Here is a 22,089-nt window from a genome sequence, read left to right as displayed (position 1 = left end):
CGACAGCGCCTGACAGTGGTACGTCGGCCCCGACAGCGCCTGACAGTGGTACGTCGGCCCCGACAGCGCCTGACAGTGGTACGTCGGCCCCGACAGCGCCTGACAGTAGCACATCGACCCCGTCTCTGATGGTCTTCGATGATTTCGTTTTGGATATTGCCGGATTGCCGCACAATGATCAGGCAGAACTGAGAGACGATGCCCAAATCGTCGATACGGTAGATGGTCCTGTCGTTCACCTCGACGGTCATAAGGATCAGGTAAAGATCGGGCGGCTGCAGGAGTTCGAGAATTCCGACCAGCTTGCCTTTACCGTTGAGTTCGCCCGCGATGAAGCTGATGGTGACGCACAGCGACTGGTCTGGAACAAGGGGCATGTGGGGCTGACTTTGCATAAAGATGGCTTGAAGGCGCATGTCAAGAACAACGATGGCAAGTTTCATGAAGGCTTCTACGTCCCTGATCTGGGACTGAATGACACTGAGACACACGAAATTACTTTAATGGTGGATCAGGTCGCGGACCGCTTGCAGGTTCTTGTTGACGGTCAGGTTGTGCTCGACAAAACGGATGTCGATTTCGATTTCACCGGTGGCCGGGAATGGGGTTGGGACATTGGTTTCAGCCACGGCCGTTATGCTGATGGCAACCTCAGTGCTTTTGCGATCGATGACGAAGTGCAGTTCGTCGATGATACAGCGGTGGTTGACGATACTGTCTGGCTCGGATGACCTGATCATGGCTTCTTGTCAAAACACATAGGAAAAGAAAGGATGGATTGAGATTTCTCGATCCGTCCTTTCGGTTTTAGTTGTATTGGTAATCTCGTACGACGTCCTGCATAAGAGTTTCGTTGAAATAAGAGCTTTTTGTAATGATTGTCTCAGACCAGTACAGATTTGTATTTATTCACGTCCCTAAATGTGCCGGAACGTCGGTCAGATCTGCGATCCTGCCATTCCACGACGCAGACAAGCGATTCTTAAGAACAGTCGAAGTGCACCCTGAACTGGGTCCAATCGACTTCAGGCATCTTCCTTTGCCGCTGTTACGTGATCTGGATCCTGAGGTTTTTGAGAAACTAAAAACCTATGACAGCTATGCCTTGCTGCGTGATCCGTTTCAGCGGTTTCGGTCTGCGATGTCACAACGGGCAAAGATGTATCTGGGCAAGGAATTCGCGCAGCTTGACACAACAGAACTGCGGGACGAGATCGGCCGTGTACAGGATTATCTGCTGTCTGCGCCTTTGGTGATTAAGCCGGAATTCATTCATTTCACGCGCCAGTCGGATTTTGTGGAGATTGAAGGCGAACGCATGGTGCGGAACATATTTTCGGTCGAACATCTTGATCGGTTTGCCCGAGCGATCGCTCGTCGGATTGGGGTCGACGAACTACCGATGGGACACGCCAACAAAACAACAGTGTTTCGCTACCCGCAGCTAAAACATGTGGCACAAACCGGGAGCGCTGTCGCCCGTCGGGTTCTTCCTGGAACACTACATGAAACGCTGCGACGGTCAGCGAGGAAGATGCTAATGAAATCAGGGCCTAACACCGAACAGCCGGTTTTTGCTGAGGCACAGGTTCGTAACTTTATTGCCAACTACTACGAAGCTGATATTGCGCTTTACAAAGAGGTTGTATCGGATGTGGCCGTTCACTTGAGAAGCCGCTCAAGTCCCGTCTTCTCTGATCCCCAGTAGCGCTCTGGCGGTGGCAATCTGATCCTTGTCCCAGTTCCAGCGCAGCTTCTGCACAGGAGCTGAGTCGGATTTCAGCAATTCAGCGATCTCACCATTATGTTTTCCATTTGTTACTGCATCATGCACCAGATGTGGTCCAAAACAACCGATCTGTGGGATTTCATGGTAAGCATGGCGAAAGGACCGGCTGGTCAGAAACAGATAGTCGAGCATGATATGTGGCCAGAAATAATTATGCGGTTTGACTCTGTCTTCCCAGTAGGCAAAGCTGGCTTCTTCCCAGAGTGAGATGAATTGGCCCGCCGGTTCGGAGGCAAGAAACCAGTTTGTCATTGTGCGGCGAATACCTGGCCAGATGAACCACGCGTCGTTTTTGGTCCAGGTGAAGGCAAAAAAACCCCGCTGCGCCACAACAGGAAGCCAGTTATCCAGAGGAGCAAGGCAATATGTAGTTGCATCCACCCAGACCCCCCCATACTGCCTTAGAAGCCTCAGGCGCAGCAGATCGGCATAGGACTGGACCGGCAGTTTTGATGGGTCGTGGGGCAAATCGACGATCTGAGATGCGCTTTGGGCATCCAGAACACGGATGTCCCAACCTTGGTTGCGTGCGCGCCATGAGGAGATACAGTCCTTGACGAGTTCGGGGGCGTTTTTTTCACCGCGATCCCAATATATCCAGATAGTTTTTGGGATTGAGCGGGGAGCGGAGCGTGTAAAGTGATTGGGTTTTCCGTTCAGCTTTCTGCGGGCGCGCCGCCCGATCGACGGCAGCGTCCGGGCACCTACAATCAAAATGAACAACCATGTCCAGGGCTTAACAGTGCGCATGCATACTCCACTACACCTTCAAACTTATCTTCTAATCACCACCCGATTATTGCACCAGTCATGCTTGGCATATCATCGGATTTCCAGCGCGGGCGTCACCTCATCGTGATGGGGTGGCAACAATAAGGGGTAAAATAGATCATTGTCGGATGGTATGCCTCAAGATAGCGTCACATCTGTGGCTCTATTGTAAACGGCTGTTAGAAAAGTATGATTCTGCGGAGTTGGGGTTTGAGCCCGAAGGGTAGATATTATGGCGGTCGTTTCGCAAATTTTAAAAGCCGTTTATTTTGATATTACAAAGGTTGGTAGCAGCAGTCTGAAAGAGATGCTGTGGGAGTTGGACCATGGCGAGCCCTTTAAAGGGCGCGGAGTCAAACGCGCCGTTAACAACCTGCATTGGCGGCTCGCGCGCACCAAGTTAATTCAGCCGCGCAATATTCATGAGCAGGGCGGCTATCGCACACAGATATTTTCCCAGGCCATTGTCCCCGAAGGCTATGTGACATTCACTCTGGTCCGCGACCCTGTAGCCAGAATCAAATCGGCTTGGCGGGACAAGGTGCATCGCAATCAGTTCCGGTGGCGCAACGAAGAGATGGATATCGAAAACGAAGGTCTACCGTTGGATCCGTCGTTTGGCGAGTTCATTGATCATTTCTATGAGTACCGCGCGGTCAGCCGCCCGGTGCGTATACATACGACGCCCTATGCGTGGCACCTGGGGGACGACATTCATCTGTTCGATCATGTGTTCCGGTTGGAAGCGGTGGAAGAGATGAACGCGTTTCTGAGCGAGCGCTTGGGAAAACCGCTTCCGATTCATCATGTAAACAAATCCGAGCCAGGCCAGCGAGATGGTAAGCTGACACACCGACAGATTGATGCTTTGTTGAACATCACTCAGGCGGATTATGATCTCCTTGGGGGCATGTATGACATCAAGGCTGCAGAGGAGCGCCTCGCCGCCTGACAATTCAGGGATAAACGAGGAACAGTGATACAATGACGCTTGCAGTGCGATCCAATACCAAAGCCGTGGGGGCCGCGAGCGCAGCATCGCCCAATCAGTTTTTGATTATTCTTCTGATTTTCTCACTTGTGATGCCATTTTTCTTTTTCCTGGGTGGCCTGCGGTTGAGCATGTACCGGCTCTATCTGATGGCAATGGCGATTCCCATGGTGGTCCGCTGGCTTAACGGATCTGCGGGGAACGTACGTCTCCCGGATATTCTAGTGATTATGGCTAGTCTTTGGATGACGGGTTCGCTGGTGAAAAATCACGGGCTGGCGGCCCAGTGGCAATTCGCCGGCATCCTGATGTTGGAAACATTGATTCCTTATCTTACGGCGCGCGTGCTGGTTAGGGATTTCGCGTCTTTCCGGGTCTTTGTGCGGTGGTACTTCGCGATCATACTGTTGATGCTACCCTTTGCGCTTATTGAAAACCAGACTGGAGATCCTGTCCTGATGGAGCTTTTTCGTGGGGTGCTAAACGTCTATCGCAATGTCGCGCAGGAGCCCCGACTGGGGTTGGAGCGCGCTCAGGTGACCATGCAGCACCCGATCCTGTTTGGAGTGTTCTGCGCCCCTGCCTTTGCCCTGTCTTGGTATGTCATCACCCCGCAGGGATCTCTCTTCAAAAAAGCAAGACGCCCGTTTGTTGTCGGCGTTGCGGTTTTCAGTTCACTCTCTTCAGGTGCGTTCCTAAGCATTCTGCTTCAATCTTTCCTGATTGCCTGGGACGAGGCATTGAAAACCGTCAAAAACCGCTGGAAAATCTTTGCGCTTGTCTTTGGCTCACTTTATCTCGTGCTGGAACTCGCGTCGAACCGGAATGCCTTTCAAATCATTGCTAGTGAGTTGACCTTTTCCGCTGGATCTGCCTGGAACCGAATTAATATTTTCAGAAATGCCATTGATGATATTTTCAGGAACCCTGTATTTGGCCTTGGTCTTAAAGATTGGACGCGCCCCGGTTGGCTGAGATCAAGCGTTGACAATTTCTGGCTGCTCATTGCATTGCGCTATGGCATCCCAACCTGGGTTTTATTGACATTGTCCACACTGATTGTTTGCTGGAAAGCAGTGACTGCTCCTTTGACGAACGAAGTTGCATTGGCTCGGCGCGGATATCTAATTGCTTTCATCGGTATGAGCATCTCGGCGTTTACCGTCCATCTATGGGACGCTACATATTGTATATTTATGTTTCTTTTGGGGGCTGGGGTATGGTTTTCAGATTCGGCCTGTACACAGAACGATGCTGAGGAAAACGGCCCGCATCAGACGAAAAAGAGGGTAGTCAGGTATACAAGATTTGCCGACTGCCCTGCTGGAACACAATCCTGAAACCGTGGGTTGATTTAACCGGTCACCATCCATCGTCGCCTAGTCATTCCAATCATGCGGCGCAACTTCTGTGGTCGGGACATCCGCCCGTCCAGAATCGCCTGCATGTCGTTCTGGGTCATATCGCCACGAAGGGATGTGCGTGGCCTAAGGAAAGCCTGATGCCGGAACAATCCCCTGTCGCTGGACCATGCTGCAGTATATCCGGCTGCCCGCAAGGCTCGCAGAACCCGCGCGTCGTACCTGCCAAAGGGTATGCTGGCCTCGGTGACCTGATATCCGCAGATATCTTCGAGTCGGGCGCGCGAATCCCTTAGTTCCTTTTCAAGATCGGTATCGCTGAGGCCGGGCCAGGCGACATGGCTGATCCCATGACTGCCGATCTTCATGCCGACATCCAACAGGGCGCGTAAATGCGGTGCGTCCAATGAGCCCGCCTGCCCGATTCGCCCGGTCAATACAAAAAAACGCGCCTGCAGTCCAAGTGCCGCCAGCGCGGGCAGGGCGATATCATGATCCGACAGATTGCTGTCGTCGAAAGTGATTGTAAATCCTTCCGGATGAGGCATCGCTGCGATCTGGTCGACGACGTACCGGAACTGGTCGGCTGACAGCCAATAGGGCGCCTCACCGGGTTCTAGATCGCGTTCAGGTGCCCCGATGCCGTGAAAGTTGATGCTGATCAAGCCTGTCATTCACGTACTTTCTTTAACTGCGCATAAGCTGCTTCGGCGGCGCTAATCAGGGCAGACTTCACGCCGGGTGGGCGGAATTCATATGGGCCTGCGGCCATAAGATCACTTCCGCCGGTACGCAGCTTGAATTGTGCGACGGTGGGATTGCTGTTCGGATCCACTCCGTTCAGATCGTACCACTTCAGGCCTAGTTCACGGCAGCGTAGTATAGTCTGCCACATCAGGAAATGACCTGCATTGGGACGCCGACCCGCCTGCGAGGTGGCGCCAAAGATATAGACGGCACGGCGTCCCGTACGTCCAATAGTCATCGCGGCGACGTCAGTACCGTCCTTCTGTGCAAACAGAACCTCATGGGGAAAATCGGACCCTTTAAGTGTATAATAGAATTCAGGGGGAATATCCGTCTGAAAGCCCTTGATCGATTGAACTTCTTGATAGAGCGCCTGAAACCGGTCAGCGGCTTTGGCAATTGGCACAATATCGAGCGTAAGACCGGCTTTTAAGGATTTTCGCAGGCTGTTTCGCCACTTGCCATGCAAACCGCGCATCAGGGTGTCTTCGTCCTGAGCACAGTCGATAATAACGGTTCGGTGGGCGGCAGAGCGATCTGTTGGCTGAAAACCCGCCTTCTGCGCCACATCGTCTAGTTTTGCAGGGTCATGGGCCGCTGTGGCAGGCAGGCGCAAACGTAGAACATGACCAGTTTCCTGCGCGTAATTGCTCAGCGTGGTAAAGACCGCGCGTTGCAATTCCGGTGCGGGAGCCACGCCGTCTATAGGTACCATCATCGGCCCGGCGGCAATCCACGCGATCCCCCGATTCAGCAACGGCAGCCGTTTGATCCTCAGGCATGCTGCGGCAACCGGGGTGTTCTGTGTGTCAAGCACGCTGATAAATTCGGCAGCGGCGCTGATCCGCTTGGCCGCAGCTTGTGCATAGGCGAGGGACTGTTCATAGGTCAAATCATCGAACGCGGTGCAGAGTTCGGTCCAGTCTTCGGGCGCAACTCTGCGTAGGGAGAGTATGCAATCCGTCATCAGGATTTGGCCGCTTGTGAACGAGGTTGCAGCATCTGTTCTAGAAGGGTCTCTTCCTTGTCGGCGAGGGGCCTTGATGCCCGAAGGGTAAAGTGTTCGGGGACGGGGGGGCGAGGGTATGCCGACACCGGAACACTATGCGAATTCAGGAATAGGGCCACGTCGGAAAGAACCTGTGCCGGGTTGGCGCATAGGGCCTCGTAACCGACTTGGAAATGCCGCTCACTCCCGATACGGGCGCAATCGCGTTGGATGTCCCGGGCTACGCCGGTCACTTGCCTGCAGGCGCGTTCGATATCGGTATCGCCACCGGCATTTGACGGGCGGACCGACCACCAATCCTTGTGATCCCGCGTAGGCCCTTTGTTGCGCCGCTGCGCTCGTATGATAGACCGAGCGGTGTCACTTGCGTCACGGCGTACTTCAAGAAACAAACAGCCGGGGAACAGCGCATCAAGCAGTCGCACGCGATTGGAATGCATCACGTTCTTGTTGATGAAGGGCGCATGCGCCAGCGCTGCCATTCCGGCCAGCGTGGCCCGGATCTCTTCGGCGGGCAGCGTGGGCAGCATATGCTCATCCGTCCAAGGGCCATCTTCAAGCCACCGCTGCCAGATCCATCCGCCTTCATTCGGCGCGGCCCAGCCCGAAATATGGCCGTAATCGCTTTGATAGGCGGGTTTGTGTGGGGCAATCAATCGCCCGCCCAAGCGGGTCGCGGCCAAGGGCGTCTTATAGAACCGGTGTGCCAAATTCGAAAAATAAGCAAAATCGAACCGGGTTACCATAAGTTCATAAAACAGTGAGGTTCCTGAGCGTGGCGCCCCCAGTATGAATACGTGGGGCCATTGGGCCTTTTGTTGTTGGGCAAGCATTCTGGTCTCTAATGGGGCGAGGGCCGTATGGACTGTTCCGCGCAGGACCGCTTTGGCAAGGGTTTTCATAGCGCCATATCCGGGTTGGGTTGCGGGGGCGTCTGTCCACGCGGCGGCCTGAACACGGCACCGAGCAGAAAGGAAGAACGCGCCCGCCAGGCCTTGGCGTTTTTGTGCCCGGGTCTTATCAGACCAATCGGTAGAAACCAGACGGCTCGTAGCAAATCACCAAAAGCCATCAGCACGGTTGCGATCCAGGCAACTAGGGGCCCGCGTGTGAAGCGCAGAAAGAGAATGTGGCCTTTGGCGATTTCGACGGCCTTCCACGGAGCCACCTTTCCGGTGGATACGGCTCCGTAATGCATGAGCCTGATTTCAGGGTTATAGCGAATTTTCAGGCCGACCTGCCTGATCCGCCAGCACCATTCCGATTCCTCGCTGTACATGAAAAACCGGTCATCCATCATACCTACCTCGTCGATGACATGTCTGGGAACCATCATGAAACACCCTGCAACGGTATCGACATCCTTTACGGCATTGCGCGCGAGCGAAGCATAGCGTTGATCTCCGAAAAGCCGGGTTTTACGGATGATGCGATTGGGGATCAGTGCGTTCCAGAAAACGTTGCTGAGGGAGACCTGGCGAAACAGCGTGGGTTGTTGCTTGCCATTTTCCAGCAAGACATGCCCGGATAGAACGCCAACTTCGGGATGGGCATCCATATAGGCGACGGCGCGTTCCAATGTTCCGTCGTAAACCTGCGCATCGGGGTTGAAAACCAGAACATAGCGGCCCTGTGACCGCCGGATGCCAACATTGTTACCCCAAGCATACCCACCATTCTGACCGGTTGCCAGAACGCTTACTTGCGGAAATGTCGCGCGCAGCGCCGCTACGCTGTCGTCACTTGAAGCGTTGTCGACCACGATGATTTCTAGCCGCAGGTCTCCATGATGGTCCAGCAGCGATTGTATCGCCTCGGAGGTCACATCGCGGGTGTTGTAGTTCACGATGATGACGCTCAGATCAAGTGGATACCCCGCCTCCGAGTCGTCCCGCTTGATTTCAGGCATATCTTCAACGGTGTAATCCACAGGTGTAAACTTCAACGATTCATGGTCGTGCATTGAATTATGTCTGCTCATATGTGTTGGCGGCGCAGTTTTCTAATTAAAGAGAACATCAGGGTTTCAAAACCATCCGGTCGGCCAGCCACGACCCATAGAGCGATATGGCTCGTCGTGTAGACAATGACTCCAACAAGGACTTTTGTTGAGACAATGATCAGAAGGCGGGGAACATGTACGCCAGATCGTAATGCGAAATCAGTGGCTAGAACTGCTGCCGCCATGATAGCGCAGGCCAGAAAGCTGCGCCAGCCTACAGTCAGTGGTTCGAAGAAACCGCCGTTGCCAAAGCGTTGGGCTATGATCAGAGTCGCAATCAATGCCGCTAGGTTGGCTAATCCGGTCGAGACCAACGCGCCGGTGAAGCCGTATTGCACACCGATCCACATCAAGATGCAGACGACGACCAGCAAGATCGAGTTTCTTATAAACAGGATGGAGGTTGAACCTTCAATGTAGACTGCAGAGCGGACATTAGCTTGCAGCCCGTTTAGTGCGTATAGGGGGGCTAATATCCAGACTACCTGAGCAGAGGCGATCCATTTGTACCCCAACGCGAACAAGATCACATCTTCGGCGACCAGTGCAAATCCGACGCTGACCGGTAGCAAAATGGCCAGAAAACCGGCATTGATCTTACGGAACCCTTCTCTGCTTTGGCCGGTGTTTCGGGACAAATCGGCAAGCCCCGGATACATGACCCGCAAAAGCGGCGTGAACATTTGATGCGTGACGACATTGACTACCCGGGTTCCCACCCGAAACAGACCAGCATCAGCCAGGCCCAGTGTGCCGCCGATGATAAGCTGCGGTGCATTGGTGGACAGAAACTGAGCAAATTGGGCTCCGCTTGACCAAGATGAAAACGAAAGACTGTCGCGCCATCGTGAAAGCGAAAACCTGGGCACCATGGGCGCAATAAAATACGTGCAAACTCCACGCGCAACCTGACCTGCAAAGCTTGCGACGACAACTGCCCAGTAATCTCGCCACAGCCAGGCTAAAATGATGGCTGAAACTGCATAGACAATGCGGCTCACAGTTTCTTCAATAGCAACGTAACCGAACCGCAGACCGCGTTCGAACAGCAAAAAACGGGGGCTTCTGATTGCAATGACCAGTGAAAGTGCTGAAAGGACCGGCATTAATTCTGTTAGGGTCGGAATATCAAAAAATGCGACAAGAGGCTGAAGCGCCCAGAACAGTGCTGCGGCGACAAGTCCAAAGATGATCTGGAACGAGAACACCGTATCCAGGTGTTCAGAAGTCACATTTTCAAGCCGAATGAGAACCATTCCAATCTGGCGCTGAAACATTTCCAACAAGGCTGTGGCGATTAGAAAATATGCTATGACACCAAAATCTTCGGGCGTCAGAAGGCGTGCTGTGACAGCAAGCGTAACGACTCCCAATCCTTGGCGAAACAGCCCGGACGCAAGTAATGTCGCGGCCCCAACTGCTAGTGCAGAGCGGCGGGAGAGAGCACTGGGGGTTGGGTCAGAACGAGGGACTTGTTGCACGTACACAAAATTTCCGTTTGTTGGATAAAAACCTAGTTTTCACATCAATGTTTCCCTCACAGCCTCTGCCAAGCTTGTCTCATGAACTGCAAAATCCCAAATCTGGCCATCTGTCGAACTGACTGATAGTCAAATCAAGAAAGGGTTCTGTATATCGAGTTCTCATATTTTCTTATTCAGAGTTAGAAGGTTGCGTAATGTTTTTACGAACGTCCTTGATGCGTGTCAGAAATTTGCATCACATTTCAAGGTGAATTTTCATCAGTTTCTCAGATTGGACTCTGACTATGCAAGGGTGCCAGATATATGGTGCCAGATATTTCTTTTTGGCGGCAATAAAAACGGCAGCCGCCAGTCATTAAGCGGTAAGACAGTATGAAGATTGCAATTTTCGGGTTGGGATATGTGGGGTTTACGGCGACGTGTTGCCTGACCCGCGAGGGGCACGAGGTGATCGGCATCGATGTGAATGCCGACAAGGTCTCCGAAATCAACGCCGGGCAGCCTCCGATCAAGGAACCGAAGGTGGCCGAGCTGCTGACCGAAGCGTTGGCAAAGAGCCTGATTCGTGCCTCGGTTGAAATGCCGGACCTGTCGGATGTGGATCTGGCCATTGTCTGTGTCGGTACGCCCAGTTCCACCGACGGCTCGCATAACATGAGTTTTGTGGCCGAGGTGACGCGCCAGATTGCTGAAACCGTATCACCGGACCGGGCGCGGCCTCTGACAGTGGCCTATCGCTCGACCTTTCGGCCTGGCACTGTACGGCAACTGATCGAACCGATCTTCCAAAGCTATCTGGGGGACCGGACGGCGCAGGCGGTTGAGATCGTCTATAACCCGGAATTCCTGCGTGAGGCTTCGGCGGTAGACGATTTCTTCAACCCGCCCAAGATCGTTGTGGGCACGGTCGATGGCAACCGATCGGCGGTGATGGACAAGATGCACGAGGGGCTGGATGCGCCGGTGTTCTATACCGCTTTTGAAGAGGCCGAGATCACCAAATTCGTCGACAACACCTGGCACGCGACCAAGGTGGCCTTCGCCAATGAGATCGGCCGCATCTGTCACAGCATGGGCGTATCCGCCAAAACCATGCACGAGATTTTCGTCTCGGATACCAAGCTGAACATCTCACCCTATTACACGCGTCCGGGGGGCGCGTTCGGGGGATCCTGCCTGCCCAAGGATGTGCGCGCATTGCAGCATATCGCCGGCGAGGTGGGGGCCCATACCCATCTGATCGACAGCCTGTTGCAGACCAATCAGGCGCACAAGACCTATCAGGCGCAGGACATCATGGCGCGGTTGCCTGATGGCGGCCGGGTACTGATGGCGGGGCTGGCCTTCAAGGCGGGAACCGACGATCTGCGCGAAAGCCCCAATGTCGATATCGCCCGGCGCTTGCTGCAGGCAGGGTATCAGCTGTCGGTCTATGATCCGGCGATCCGCCCGGCTGATCTGCGGGGTCAAAACCTGGGCTATACCTTTACCCATCTGCCTACAGTGGGCAGCCTGCTGGTGGATCGCGCCACGGCCGAGGCCGGGCCCTGGGACCTGGTGATCGGATCGAATCGGATCGTGAACGAGCTGAACCTGGGCGATGCTGAGGTGGTAAGAACCTATGAATATGACTAGCCCCGCCCCCGCCGTTCAGCCGATCTCGTTCGAGGAACTGCGCCAGAGCCAGCCCCTGAAAGGGCTGAAGGTTCTAATCGTGGTGGAAAACCTGCCTGTGCCTTTCGATCGCCGTGTGTGGATGGAGGCGCGTACGCTGGCCGCCGCAGGCGCGCTGGTTTCAGTTATCTGTCCCACCGGCAAGGGGCACGAGGAGCGTGTCTGGGAAGATGAAGGCATCAAGGTCTATCGCCACCCGCTGCCATTGGATGCCAGCGGTGCGCTGGGGTATCTGCTGGAATATGGCGCGGCGCTGTTCTGGGAAAGCTGGCTGGCGCTGAAGATCAAGTTCACCCGCGGTTTTCATGTCATCCATGGCTGCAACCCGCCCGATCTGATCTTTCTGGTGGCGCTGCCGTTCAAGCTGTTTGGCGTGCGCTATCTGTTTGATCACCACGATATCAACCCCGAGCTTTACGAGGCCAAGTTCGACAAGCGCGGCTTTTTCTGGAAGCTGATGAAGACGTTTGAGCGGCTGACTTTCGCCTCGGCGCGGGTGTCGATTGCCACCAATGAAAGCTATCGCAAGATCGCCATCGAACGCGGCGGTATGGCGCCCGAAGATGTGTTTATCGTCCGGTCCGGCCCTGATCTGAGCCGGTTGCAGCACCTGCCCCCGAACCCGGCATGGCGCAACGGGCGGAAATACATGGTGGGCTATGTCGGCGTCATGGGTGATCAGGAAGGCATCGACCTGCTGCTGGAATCCGTGGCGCATCTGGTGCAGGTTCAAGGGCGCGAAGACATCCAGTTCTGCCTTGTGGGCGGGGGCCCCAGCCTTGAGAAGCTGCAACAGCAATCCGCCGATATGGGCCTGTCGGACTATGTCACCTTCACTGGCCGCGCGCCGGATCAGGATCTGTTCGAGATTCTGTCGACCGCGGATGTCTGCGTGAACCCGGATCGGGTGAACGAGATGAACGACAAATCCACCATGAACAAGATCCTCGAATACATGGCATTTGAGAAGCCCATCGTTCAGTTCAACGTGACCGAAGGGCGGTTCTCGGCGCAGGAGGCCTCGCTTTACGCCAAGGCCAATGATCCGGTGGACATGGCTGACAAGATCACCGAACTGCTGGCCGATGATGAACGCCGCGCCGTCATGGGCCGTTATGGCCGAGCCCGGGTCGAGGCGGAAATGGCTTGGCCCCATCAGGTGCCTGCGCTGATTGCGGCTTATAAGCGGATATGGAAGGGCTAAGACTCTAAAAGTCGCTTGCTGGCGGCCCCTTCGTTTAGGTGCTGTTACCTAAGCTCAGACTTTCAGCAACTCGGCTTTTCCAATCGAGCTTGATGACTATGACTTGATGATTATGACAGGATAAGGTGGTTGTGTTACAAAGCAATTCAGCCATGGATTGATTGCGGGGGCTTTCTGGTGTCGTTTTGTTCGTCTGTCCTGGGGCGCACCGCAGCCCTTATCGATTGAAATCAAGGTAAACCTAAAGCCTGATTTTACCTGAGGTCAAAACGGCACGAAGCGAGGCAAGCGATTCAGGCTTGGCTCCATGAACCGCTGCAGCCTTGCATCCGCATCCGCTTCGGTTTCACCGGGCAGGATCGGGGTCACAAAGCGGACCAAGGCGCCATCGGTGCGGCCCTTGGTGAAACCGTCCTGGATAACGCTCAACTTGGCACGGAAGTCATTGACCATACGCTTTCCGCGCTGTTCGAACCAGTAATAGACCAGCTGCTTTGAAAGCTCCCTCTGGATCACCGCACGGTTGACGGTGAAGTTGCCGTAGGGGGTGTTGCCGGGGTTGATCTCATAAGGTTCTAGGCTGAAGATTTCCCAGCCGCCGACCGGCAGGCAAACCTCGGGTGAATGGATGCCGTCGCCATCGGTCTGCTTGTTGTAGAAGGCCACGAACATGTTCACGAAATCGCCCGACTCGCTATCGATATAAGTGGCGTTGAGATAGTCGCTGGCACCCAGCGTCCGTTCGACATTAGGATCAAGGCTGGTGGTCGAACCTGACCAGTCGCCCAACTGGCGCGGATAGAGAACAAAGGGATCCCGCTCGATTGGCTTTACCTCCGAGGCGGGCCGCAGGGTCCACGCGGTAGAAACAGCCAATGTCAAAAGTGCTGCGATGGCCAGCGCGACTGATGCGCGGATACCAAAGATACGCAGTGCGACGGTGCCCAGCCCCTGTGTGTCCAGATCGATTGTCTCGGCAAAAGGCTGCGGGTTTGGGGCCAGACGCTGCAACCCGATTGCCATCAGGAACAGAATGGCCACGCAAAGCAGGAAGATGATCCAGCCTTCGAAGAAATGCATGAAGCCTTCGGCATGTTCGATGCCGTGGTGGTTGACCAGAACTCCGATCACACCGATGCGGATCGAGTTCATCAGCACGGTTAGCGGAGCTGCTGAAACCAGCAGAACCACCTTGTGCCAGATCGGGCCACGGTAAAGTAGGGCAAAGAGGTACGAGAAGCTGAGGATCGGGAACAGATAACGCAGCCCCGAGCAGGCCTCGGCCACCTGCAGTTTGTAGACCCCCAGATCGATGACATTGCCTTCGATAAAGACCGAGACACCGGCCAGTTGCACGAACCACACGCCCAGTTCGGAGGAAATCCATTGCAGGAAGATCGTGAGCTTCCAATAGACGAACTGCGGCAGGGGCAGCATGAACACCAGATGCAGTACGGGCAGCTGATGATATTTGCCCCGCTGCCAGCCGAATACGGTTAGCATGACGCCACCGGTCCAGATGATCATGGCATAGGTGACGATATCAGGGATGCGCGCCAGATTTCCCAGAATGGCGATGATCAGGGCCGCGGCGATCACCGCTACACCCGGCCAGCGATCACGCACAACCGGATTGGGCGGCGGCATGTCCCTGAGTTCACGCAGGAACAGATACAGTGAAATGATGGGGATCAGCGGACCATGGCTGTATTCCGGTGTGCTCCAGGCAGCTCCCAGCGACACGATCCCGATCCAGAAGACGGGCACCGACCCAAGCAACAACAGGGCAAACCAGAACAGCCCTGCGGTGTTTATGACCGGCAGGCCGCCTCGGGCCGCTTCAATGATATTGTCGCGGCCGTTTTTCGAATCGAAACGATGCATCACTTCCCATCATGCATAATAAAACACGTCCCGAAATCATGGTGACCCAAGCTCCCGTGATTTTGATCCGAGGGCGATACAATACGTAGTGGTTGGAGTGTTTGTTGACGGTGTGAACCCGGCCAAAGAAAATCAGGGTTTGAGGGTGAACCTCCGCCCAAGCGTCAGGAAGACCGCGTCTGAGGTCGCCTTAAAGCCGTTCTGATCATCCATCTCGTACTGATAGCCTACGTTGAGCGCCCAATCCTTTGTGATCGCGCGCGTATAAGAGGCGTTGAATGTGCCGCGCTGTCTTGGATTTGATGAACCCGTCCCTTCGTCTTCCTGGTCGATGAAATTGACGCTAAAAGACAGGCCGGATACCGGGTTGATGAAATAATCATACGTCAGGAAAGCTAGGGTTTGACGGGTTTCCCTACTTTGTGTACTGGTTCCGACCCGCCGTTGAATCGTCGCGCCGATCCGAGAACTGGCCAACTGATAGCTGTAGTCGATCTGACCAATCGGCGTCACCTCGTCAAAAGGTCCCCGAGTGAAGCCGACATTGAAGCCGAACAACCCGCTGGAGCGTTGGAAAGTTCGACCGACCGTGGCGTTAATTCTGGCGCCGTTCACACCGAATATCTGGTCAAACAGAATATCGGCGGTTCCGTCCGGCAGCGTCTTGCTCCATGCAAAACTCCAAACGTAGTCTTCTGTTACATTATTTGTATTGTTCGCACGCTGTGTGTCGTCAACCTGGCTGTAACCGATGTTCGCACTGAGGGTGGTGATGGGGGAAATGTTATACGTCACACCCGTTGATACGACAGTTGTTTGCCGATCAGTCTGGACGTTGTCATCAGCCACGAAATCCCGGTAATTGACACTCAGGTTGCCCAGCAGAACCGGAGAAAACCGAAATAGAACCGCAGCGGTATAATTGTCGGACCGATTGTCGAACAGGTTCGGATCGATTGTGTTCGTATAGCTGCGTTCACGGTGATTATAAGTGAAGCGGAATCCCAAAGGACCGGTCAGGCCGGTTTCCCAGTCTAGATTACCGCGCGTATTGACCTGATCACCTATGGTGCCAATCACGTCCGAGGCGTCGATGACGCCATCCAGGTTCGTGTCCGTCAGCGAACGATTGAAGGCAAGATCTCTCTCTCGGTATTCAGCTAGCAAACCAAGCCGGCTGTTTGCGCGTATACGCTGATAGTCCAGCCGTGCGAGCGGATCCGAGAAGCTGGATTCCGTTCCGATAATCGGTTCATTAGCGATTCGGTATAGCCCTGACAGGTCGAATCTCAGCGTCGAATCCGTTGTCTGCTTCAGAATCCCGAGGGCAAGTGTGTTTTCCCACCAGGTGGTCGCCCCCAGCGACGGGTCGGTCAGACGCAGGTTGTCGTCATGTCTGAGCGAGGTCAGGTAGTCCAGTGTCACAGTCAGGCCGGTTCCGGTTCCGGTCGGTTGACCTGTCAATGGTTGGCCGACCTGCCGCGCCGGGTTTCTCAGCGCCTGCTGCGAAATAAGCTGCTGGCTGGGCGATTGCTGTACAAGCGTTGATGAGACCGGTGCCTGTTGCACGGTCGTTTGCTGGGTCTGCTGTGTTGTCGTTTGCGTTGTTGAGGTTTGCTGCCCAACAACTGGCATAACTGAAATTATTAAAGCAGCCCCACCCCCCAGAACGGTGGACAGCCTGAATTTCGATTTCCCCACCTGTATCAGCCCCTATTCGAACAAGCGGCGTGATGGCACGACCACAACATCTCCGGTTCTGAGCACTGTATTGCCTTGGATGCCACCGCCCGATCCATTGTAGTTATAGATATATTTGTTCACCACGCCTGTTTTACTGTCAGCTCTGCGCAATTCGATGCGCTTGCGAGCCGCGAAATTGGTCAGGCCTCCAGCCTGAGCCAAAACCTGAAGAATGGTCGTACCTTCGGTCGCCAGAAACTTTCCGGGTATGTTGACTTCACCCATGATGAAAACATCAATGGTTGGGCCGGTTGCGCCCACCCCACCCAGAAGAGGAGGGGGTGCCAGCGATGCGACCGAGATAAAGACGGTTGGCGGCGTGTTGAAATTCGAGGACAACGCCGATGCGAGAGAAGAGCTGAGCCCATTGGTCGATCGACCAGCGGCCCGAAGCGAGCCAGCAAGCGGGAAATTTATGGAACCATCCGGTAGCACCAGAACTGTCCGGTTCAAGGTGGGGTCTTCAAGCACTTCAACCTGAAGCGCATCGCCTGGCTTAATCTGGTACGAGCTTTGCGCCCATGCCCCGGTCGCCACAATCATGGCGATAATGAAAGCGATCAATGGTCCTATAACTGTCCGCATATACAAATCTCTCACTTTTTTCTGTTTATGCCTCTTCCCGCAGCCTCAAACAATCCGCAGTGAGTCCAGCGGTTGTGAGATGCGGCAGAAATGCAGCGCTCTTTCCCGGGGTGTTATTGCCCCGGATTGTCGGCAACGCTCGCACGTTCAATTTCCTCCTCCAGTGAGGGTGAAACATCCAGCGGGATGCCTGTCGCCTGAGCGGCCCGGTATGCCCGCACGGCGTCTTCTCTCCGGCCAACGGCATCATACGCTTTGCCCAGATGGTAAAGCACCAAGGGATGGTCAGGTATCGCGCGGGCGGCAGGTTCGAGATAGGCCACCGCTTCTTCATAATTTCCCAGCCGGTATGCCAGCCAACCGTAGGTGTCCTGGAACGCAGGTTCGCGAGTGCCGCGGAGGCGCTGCGCCAAAACCTGAGCGCGCTGCAGGCTTTCCTGATCGTCGCGATGTGTCGTCAGCAGGCTTGCCAGATTGTTGGCGACAATCAGAGACTGATTGCTGAGCGGGTAAAGGATTTCATAAACCGAAATGGCCCGATCCAGATCGCCAGCGCCTTCATGAACCGCCGCCTGCAGCATCAGAAGATTGGGATTTTCGGGTTGTGCGGCCAGCGCTTCGATCAGGATATTCTGGGCTGCTTCGGGGGTGCCGTGTTCGGTTTCAAGCGCATGCAGCGCAATCCACGCTCTGGTGATATCCGGACGTTCTATGAGAACGGCGCGATAAAGCTGCGCGGCCTCGTCATATTCTCTATTTCCGGTCAGGGCATAGGCCTTGATCAGACGGATCGGTAACGACTTGGGATCTTCTTCAAGCAATTGATCAAGGCGGGCAAACGCTTCGGTTGTTTTTCCCTGCACCAGCATCAGGCGGATCAGGGCGATATCGGCGGGCAGTCCGAATTCGGGATCTTCGGCCAACTCCTTCAAGAACACCGCCAGGTCGTCCGTCTGTTGCTGAGCCGCTAGCCTCTGGGCCTTGAGCTCATTTGCCAGGCGCCGTGCTTCGGGGGTGCCGAGCTCGCTGATCGAGCGCTGTACCGTCTCCAGACGATCCCAATCCTGTGTTACCAAGTAAATCTCACCCAGCAGGAAAAGCAGCTCTGGCTGATCCATGTCCTGACGCAGGGCATCGACCAGAACGCGTTCGGCGATTTCCAGATCGCCATCCGCGATCAGAAACTGTACATAGCGAAGCGTCTCTTCCGGCGCATTCCGGGAGACCTCGGTCGCCAGTGCCAACATTTCACCCATCAGCTCTCGGTTCCCGTTGCGTTCATGAGCCTGCGCCAGCAGTGTCATCAGTTGCGGGTCACGAGGAGCCTGACCAAGAGCTTCGCGCAAAAGCACAATGGCGTCGCCAATATTGTCTTCATCGATCAGCCAGGACGACTTGAACTTGAGCGCATCCACCTGGGTGGGGTCCTCGGAAAGGACCTTTTCGATCAGGGTCCGGGCTTCCTCGGGCTGGCCGACCTGGAACAGAATCCGAGCAAACTCTATCTCGTTCTCACGGGTCTGTTCGGTCCGTTCTGTACCCTTGAGCAGATCCCGCATGTCAGCAATGGCGGCCTCTTCATCGCCCGAGCGGAATTTCAACGTTGCGCGCAAGGTCTTGAACCGCGAGGCATTGGGGCCATCCTGCGCGATGATCCCGTCCAGTTCGGCAATCGCGGATTCGGTGTCGCGGTGTTCATTCAGAAAAGCGATCAGCCTCTGGGCTGGCATGTGATTTTCAGCTTGCGCCTCTACCTCGGCGCGCAGCATCCGTTCCGCGGCGTCCAGGTTGTTCTGATCGATATAATGCTGAATCAGCACCTGCTCGATTCCCTGATCATCGGGGAAGACCTGCGCCATCTGCTTGAGCAATACTTCGATTTCAGCGGGCTGATCCAGTTCCTGAAACGCCTGCAGCCGGGTCGAGTAGAGATTTGGCTGTTCCGGTGCAAATTTCAGGGCCGCGCCTGTCTCTTCCAGCACTCCATGCCAGTCACGTTCCCGGATAAGGTAGTCGATCAGGACCTGGCGCGCCGTAAGGAGATCAGGGTGGGCGCCCAGCATCTCACGGGCTGTGTGTACGGCAAACTCCAGTTGGATGGCGTCGCCGTTCCTGACCGCGTCCGTATAGGCCAGCGTATTGTTGATGGATTTGATCTCGACATCATCTGGTGCCAGTGCGGCAGCCGCAGCACCGTGACGCCGCACACCATCCCAGTTGCTTGTCTCTAGCGCGATTTCGGCCAGACTGCGTTGCCCTTCGAGGTTGTCGGGATATTGTTCTATCAGTCGCAGATATTGACCATAGGCGAGAGACAGATTGCCCCGCTCTCGTTCCAGCTGCGCAAAGGTCAGGCGCGCTTCCTTGTGCTGACCGTTGAGCTTGAATACATTTTTGAATTCGACAAGCGCACGTTCGACATCACCTTGTTCCAGATGTGCCAACCCCGCCCGGAAATGAGCTTCTGCCCGCTCCTCAGCGGTATCGCAGGCGCTCAGAAGCAGAGATAGGCTTAGAAAGACAATCGCCAGACGATTGCCGATCGGAAAGCGGGATTTGCTTAATACGGTCATGACTCAGATTTCCGAAGACGAAAGATACTGGGTTCTGCTCGACTACATTCGGGGACAGCCCCCGGTGTCAACAGCCTGTGCCGCGCAGAACGACTGAAACCGTTCGCATCAGGATCGAAAGATCGGAGGAAAAAGACATGTCTTTCCAATATTCGGCGTCGTGTTGGGCCCGTTCGGCAAACGAGGAATTGTTGCGCTTGGAAACCTGCCATTGCCCCGTGATGCCGGGAAGCATCGAGTAATACAGTTCACCGGGATACAAGTCCTGCTGGTTCACCATCATCGGGCGGGGGCCGATCATGGACATCTCACCCACAAGAACGTTCCAGAACTGCGGCAACTCATCCATCGAGGTTTTGCGCAGGAAAGTACCGAATTTGATGATGCGTGGGTCATTGCGCAGTTTCTGGTTTCGGTTCCACTCTTCACGCGCTTCGGGATTGGCATCCAGATATTTCTGGAGCACCGCATCAGCGTCATGCACCATTGTGCGGATTTTCAGCATTTTGAAAATCTTGCCGTTCTTGCCAACTCGCTCCTGTCGGTAAAACGGCGTCACGCCCTGAAAGGTCAGAAATACGGCCAAAAGCGCAACCACCGGAACGACGAAAGGTGCTGCAAGCAATGTAAACGCAATATCAACAATGCGCTTTCCGACACCCCTGTAGAACCCAGAATATTGCACTGAGGTTGGCATAACAGAGATGCTAGAGTAGCCCGCGCCAGCGTCGGCCACGTCTTTTGAATGACTTGTCACTATTTAAACCCCCAACACACACAAATACTCACGAACCACTTACCAAACTCAGGAACAGAACACGCTCGACCTCAACTACATATAGTAAAATTCTTGTATTATTATATCACTTCGACCCTGCGCTTACTCACTCGCGAGGCCACTTTCCCGTAACCAAGTGTTAACAAATTCAGTCTGGCTTGCAAAACATTAATACTGACACGCACATCTCAGAACCACTGAATACGAGCGTTTTCTGACGGTATCGCGAAACTTTGCCCGACTGATCTGTTGAAAGTTCATGAATTATCGTTTCCCACCCGATGACAATGGATGAAGTTTTGTGCTTTTGAATCTGAATCTGGTCTCTCCGAGGCCTTTTTGCTCTGTGCTCAGGCCAGATTGCTGCGCCCCTTCGCTGGGCCTTTTTCTAAAGGTGTAGATGGAAACAATTTCTGGAAATACTTCTGATTGAGGGGGAGGGCAGGTCAATTCACCGCGTGCGCAGTTTAGTGGTGCCTGCTATCTTGATTTTGTGGCAAAGTCGTACCCAAGTACTTTTTGTTTATGTGATGTGTTCTTTAATGTGAAGGATTTCTGGTGGTTCAGAGTATGAGTTCGGATAATCTCCAGGGGGCCGGTGCAAGGTTTGACAAGGCGGAAGGTAACCGAGGTGCAATGGCGTCCAGTGACGGGTTTTATCTAGATTATTTCGGGCTCAACCGGCGGCCCTTCACACTGCTGCCAGATCCTGGATTTATGTACTGGTCACCGCTGCACAAGCGCGGCTATTCGGTGTTGCAATTCGGCATAATGAGCTGCGCACCAATCACAGTGCTGACGGGTGAGATCGGGGCTGGGAAAACAACCCTGGTACAGCACCTTCTCAGTGAAATGGAAGATTCGATCACCGTTGGGCTGATCTCGAATGCGCAAGGCGGCCGGGGAGAGCTGTTACAATGGGTCCTGCATGCTTTAGGCCTGCCAATCGACAACGACGCCCCCTATGTACAGCTGTTCCGGGAACTACAGGATTTCCTGGTCGCGGAATATGCAGAAGGGCGGCGCGTGGTTCTGATCTTCGACGAAGCGCAGAACCTGACTGTCGAAGGTTTGGAAGAAATCCGCATGCTGACCAATATCAATGCAAACACGGATGAGCTGATCCAGCTTGTTCTGGTTGGCCAGCCTGAATTGCGCGACATGGTTCTGGATCCTAAAATGCGCCAGCTAACGCAGCGTGTGGCCGCAAGTTTTCACCTGGAGCGGATGGATGAGGAGTCGGTTGAAGCCTATATTGGGCACAGGATGAAAACGGCTGGCGGTTCGGGCGGCGAGTTTTCAAAAGAAGCCTGCGAGCTGATCTTTCAGCAGACCCGCGGTGTTCCTCGCCTGGTAAATCAGTTTTGCGATTTCGCCCTGCTTTACGCTTGGACCAATGAGGCGGAAAGGGTCGATGAGGGAGTTGTAAATCAAGTGGTCGATGACGGCGTGTTCTTTGGAGGAAATTCACTCGAGAAGGAGCTGATAGTCTGA

Annotated in this window: 18 protein-coding genes; 7 read left to right on the top strand and 11 right to left on the bottom strand. The window is 54.5% G+C overall.

Going from position 1 to position 22,089, the window contains the following annotated elements; genetic code table 11:
- The coding region (locus AC2FJZ_RS15270) for a hypothetical protein (protein WP_496778683.1) at positions 1–731 on the top strand (731 nt) is incomplete at its 5' end.
- 143 nt (positions 732–874) lie between these two features.
- Positions 875–1,708, top strand: coding sequence for a sulfotransferase family 2 domain-containing protein (locus AC2FJZ_RS15265; protein WP_496778681.1), 834 nt, complete (start codon positions 875–877; stop codon positions 1,706–1,708).
- Here the strand turns inward: AC2FJZ_RS15265 and AC2FJZ_RS15260 are convergent.
- Positions 1,679–2,539, bottom strand: a complete 861-nt coding sequence (locus AC2FJZ_RS15260; protein WP_496778679.1) for a capsular polysaccharide synthesis protein — start codon at positions 2,537–2,539, stop codon at positions 1,679–1,681. The two genes, AC2FJZ_RS15265 and AC2FJZ_RS15260, sit on opposite strands and share 30 nt — an antisense overlap.
- 253 nt (positions 2,540–2,792) lie before the next feature.
- On the opposite strand from AC2FJZ_RS15260, the gene AC2FJZ_RS15255 reads away from it, so the two are divergent.
- Both AC2FJZ_RS15255 and AC2FJZ_RS15250 read left to right on the top strand, forming a co-directional pair.
- Entirely contained in the window at positions 2,793–3,512 is a 720-nt protein-coding gene (locus AC2FJZ_RS15255; protein WP_496778678.1) for a sulfotransferase family 2 domain-containing protein, read from the top strand.
- A gap of 32 nt (positions 3,513–3,544) precedes the next feature.
- The gene (locus tag AC2FJZ_RS15250; RefSeq protein WP_496778676.1) at positions 3,545–4,891 is read left to right on the top strand and encodes an O-antigen ligase family protein; all 1,347 of its coding nucleotides are present in this window, start codon (positions 3,545–3,547) and stop codon (positions 4,889–4,891) included.
- Between the two features lie 14 nt (positions 4,892–4,905).
- Here the strand turns inward: AC2FJZ_RS15250 and AC2FJZ_RS15245 are convergent, their stop codons facing one another.
- The 5 genes from AC2FJZ_RS15245 to AC2FJZ_RS15225 are packed head-to-tail and all read right to left on the bottom strand — an operon-like array spanning position 4,906 to position 10,151.
- Positions 4,906–5,586, bottom strand: coding sequence for a polysaccharide deacetylase family protein (locus AC2FJZ_RS15245; protein ID WP_496778674.1), 681 nt, complete (start codon positions 5,584–5,586; stop codon positions 4,906–4,908).
- Complete coding sequence (locus AC2FJZ_RS15240; protein ID WP_496778672.1) at positions 5,583–6,626, bottom strand: lipid II:glycine glycyltransferase FemX; 1,044 nt, start codon at positions 6,624–6,626, stop codon at positions 5,583–5,585. Before AC2FJZ_RS15240 ends, AC2FJZ_RS15245 begins: the two co-directional genes overlap by 4 nt.
- Positions 6,626–7,570, bottom strand: a complete 945-nt coding sequence (locus tag AC2FJZ_RS15235; RefSeq protein WP_496778670.1) for a sulfotransferase — start codon at positions 7,568–7,570, stop codon at positions 6,626–6,628. Before AC2FJZ_RS15235 ends, AC2FJZ_RS15240 begins: the two co-directional genes overlap by 1 nt.
- Positions 7,567–8,631, bottom strand: coding sequence for a glycosyltransferase family 2 protein (locus tag AC2FJZ_RS15230; protein ID WP_496778668.1), 1,065 nt, complete (start codon positions 8,629–8,631; stop codon positions 7,567–7,569). Before AC2FJZ_RS15230 ends, AC2FJZ_RS15235 begins: the two co-directional genes overlap by 4 nt.
- A gap of 14 nt (positions 8,632–8,645) precedes the next feature.
- Complete coding sequence (locus tag AC2FJZ_RS15225; protein ID WP_496778666.1) at positions 8,646–10,151, bottom strand: oligosaccharide flippase family protein; 1,506 nt, start codon at positions 10,149–10,151, stop codon at positions 8,646–8,648.
- Between the two features lie 375 nt (positions 10,152–10,526).
- On the opposite strand from AC2FJZ_RS15225, the gene AC2FJZ_RS15220 reads away from it, so the two are divergent.
- Together AC2FJZ_RS15220 and AC2FJZ_RS15215 are read left to right on the top strand one after the other, a co-directional pair.
- Positions 10,527–11,789: a nucleotide sugar dehydrogenase gene (locus AC2FJZ_RS15220; protein WP_496778665.1), complete on the top strand. Its 1,263-nt coding sequence runs from the start codon at positions 10,527–10,529 to the stop codon at positions 11,787–11,789.
- Positions 11,782–13,032: a glycosyltransferase family 4 protein gene (locus AC2FJZ_RS15215; protein WP_496778663.1), complete on the top strand. Its 1,251-nt coding sequence runs from the start codon at positions 11,782–11,784 to the stop codon at positions 13,030–13,032. The genes AC2FJZ_RS15220 and AC2FJZ_RS15215 overlap by 8 nt, the downstream gene beginning before the upstream one ends.
- Positions 13,033–13,296: 264 nt before the next feature.
- Here AC2FJZ_RS15215 and xrtD read toward each other — a convergent pair whose 3' ends face one another.
- The 5 genes from xrtD to AC2FJZ_RS15190 all read right to left on the bottom strand — a co-directional run bounded on the left by xrtD (position 13,297) and on the right by AC2FJZ_RS15190 (position 20,574).
- The gene (xrtD, locus tag AC2FJZ_RS15210; RefSeq protein WP_496778661.1) at positions 13,297–14,916 is read right to left on the bottom strand and encodes a VPLPA-CTERM-specific exosortase XrtD; all 1,620 of its coding nucleotides are present in this window, start codon (positions 14,914–14,916) and stop codon (positions 13,297–13,299) included.
- A gap of 132 nt (positions 14,917–15,048) precedes the next feature.
- Positions 15,049–16,485 (bottom strand): hypothetical protein, encoded by a 1,437-nt coding sequence (locus tag AC2FJZ_RS15205; RefSeq protein WP_496778659.1) that lies wholly within the window; start codon positions 16,483–16,485, stop codon positions 15,049–15,051.
- A 144-nt stretch (positions 16,486–16,629) separates the two neighbouring features.
- Positions 16,630–17,244: a polysaccharide biosynthesis/export family protein gene (locus tag AC2FJZ_RS15200; protein WP_496778657.1), complete on the bottom strand. Its 615-nt coding sequence runs from the start codon at positions 17,242–17,244 to the stop codon at positions 16,630–16,632.
- Between the two features lie 113 nt (positions 17,245–17,357).
- A complete protein-coding gene (locus AC2FJZ_RS15195; protein WP_496778655.1) occupies positions 17,358–19,817 on the bottom strand; it encodes a tetratricopeptide repeat protein in 2,460 nt (819 codons plus the stop codon).
- Between the two features lie 67 nt (positions 19,818–19,884).
- Positions 19,885–20,574: a sugar transferase gene (locus AC2FJZ_RS15190; protein ID WP_496778653.1), complete on the bottom strand. Its 690-nt coding sequence runs from the start codon at positions 20,572–20,574 to the stop codon at positions 19,885–19,887.
- A gap of 591 nt (positions 20,575–21,165) precedes the next feature.
- Here AC2FJZ_RS15190 and AC2FJZ_RS15185 point away from each other — a divergent pair.
- Entirely contained in the window at positions 21,166–22,089 is a 924-nt protein-coding gene (locus AC2FJZ_RS15185; RefSeq protein WP_496778651.1) for an ExeA family protein, read from the top strand.

Source organism: Ruegeria sp. CDSA079 (assembly GCF_059612245.1).
The sequence above is the reverse complement of the archived record's forward strand: the minus strand, read 5'-3'. Positions and strand labels throughout refer to the sequence as shown.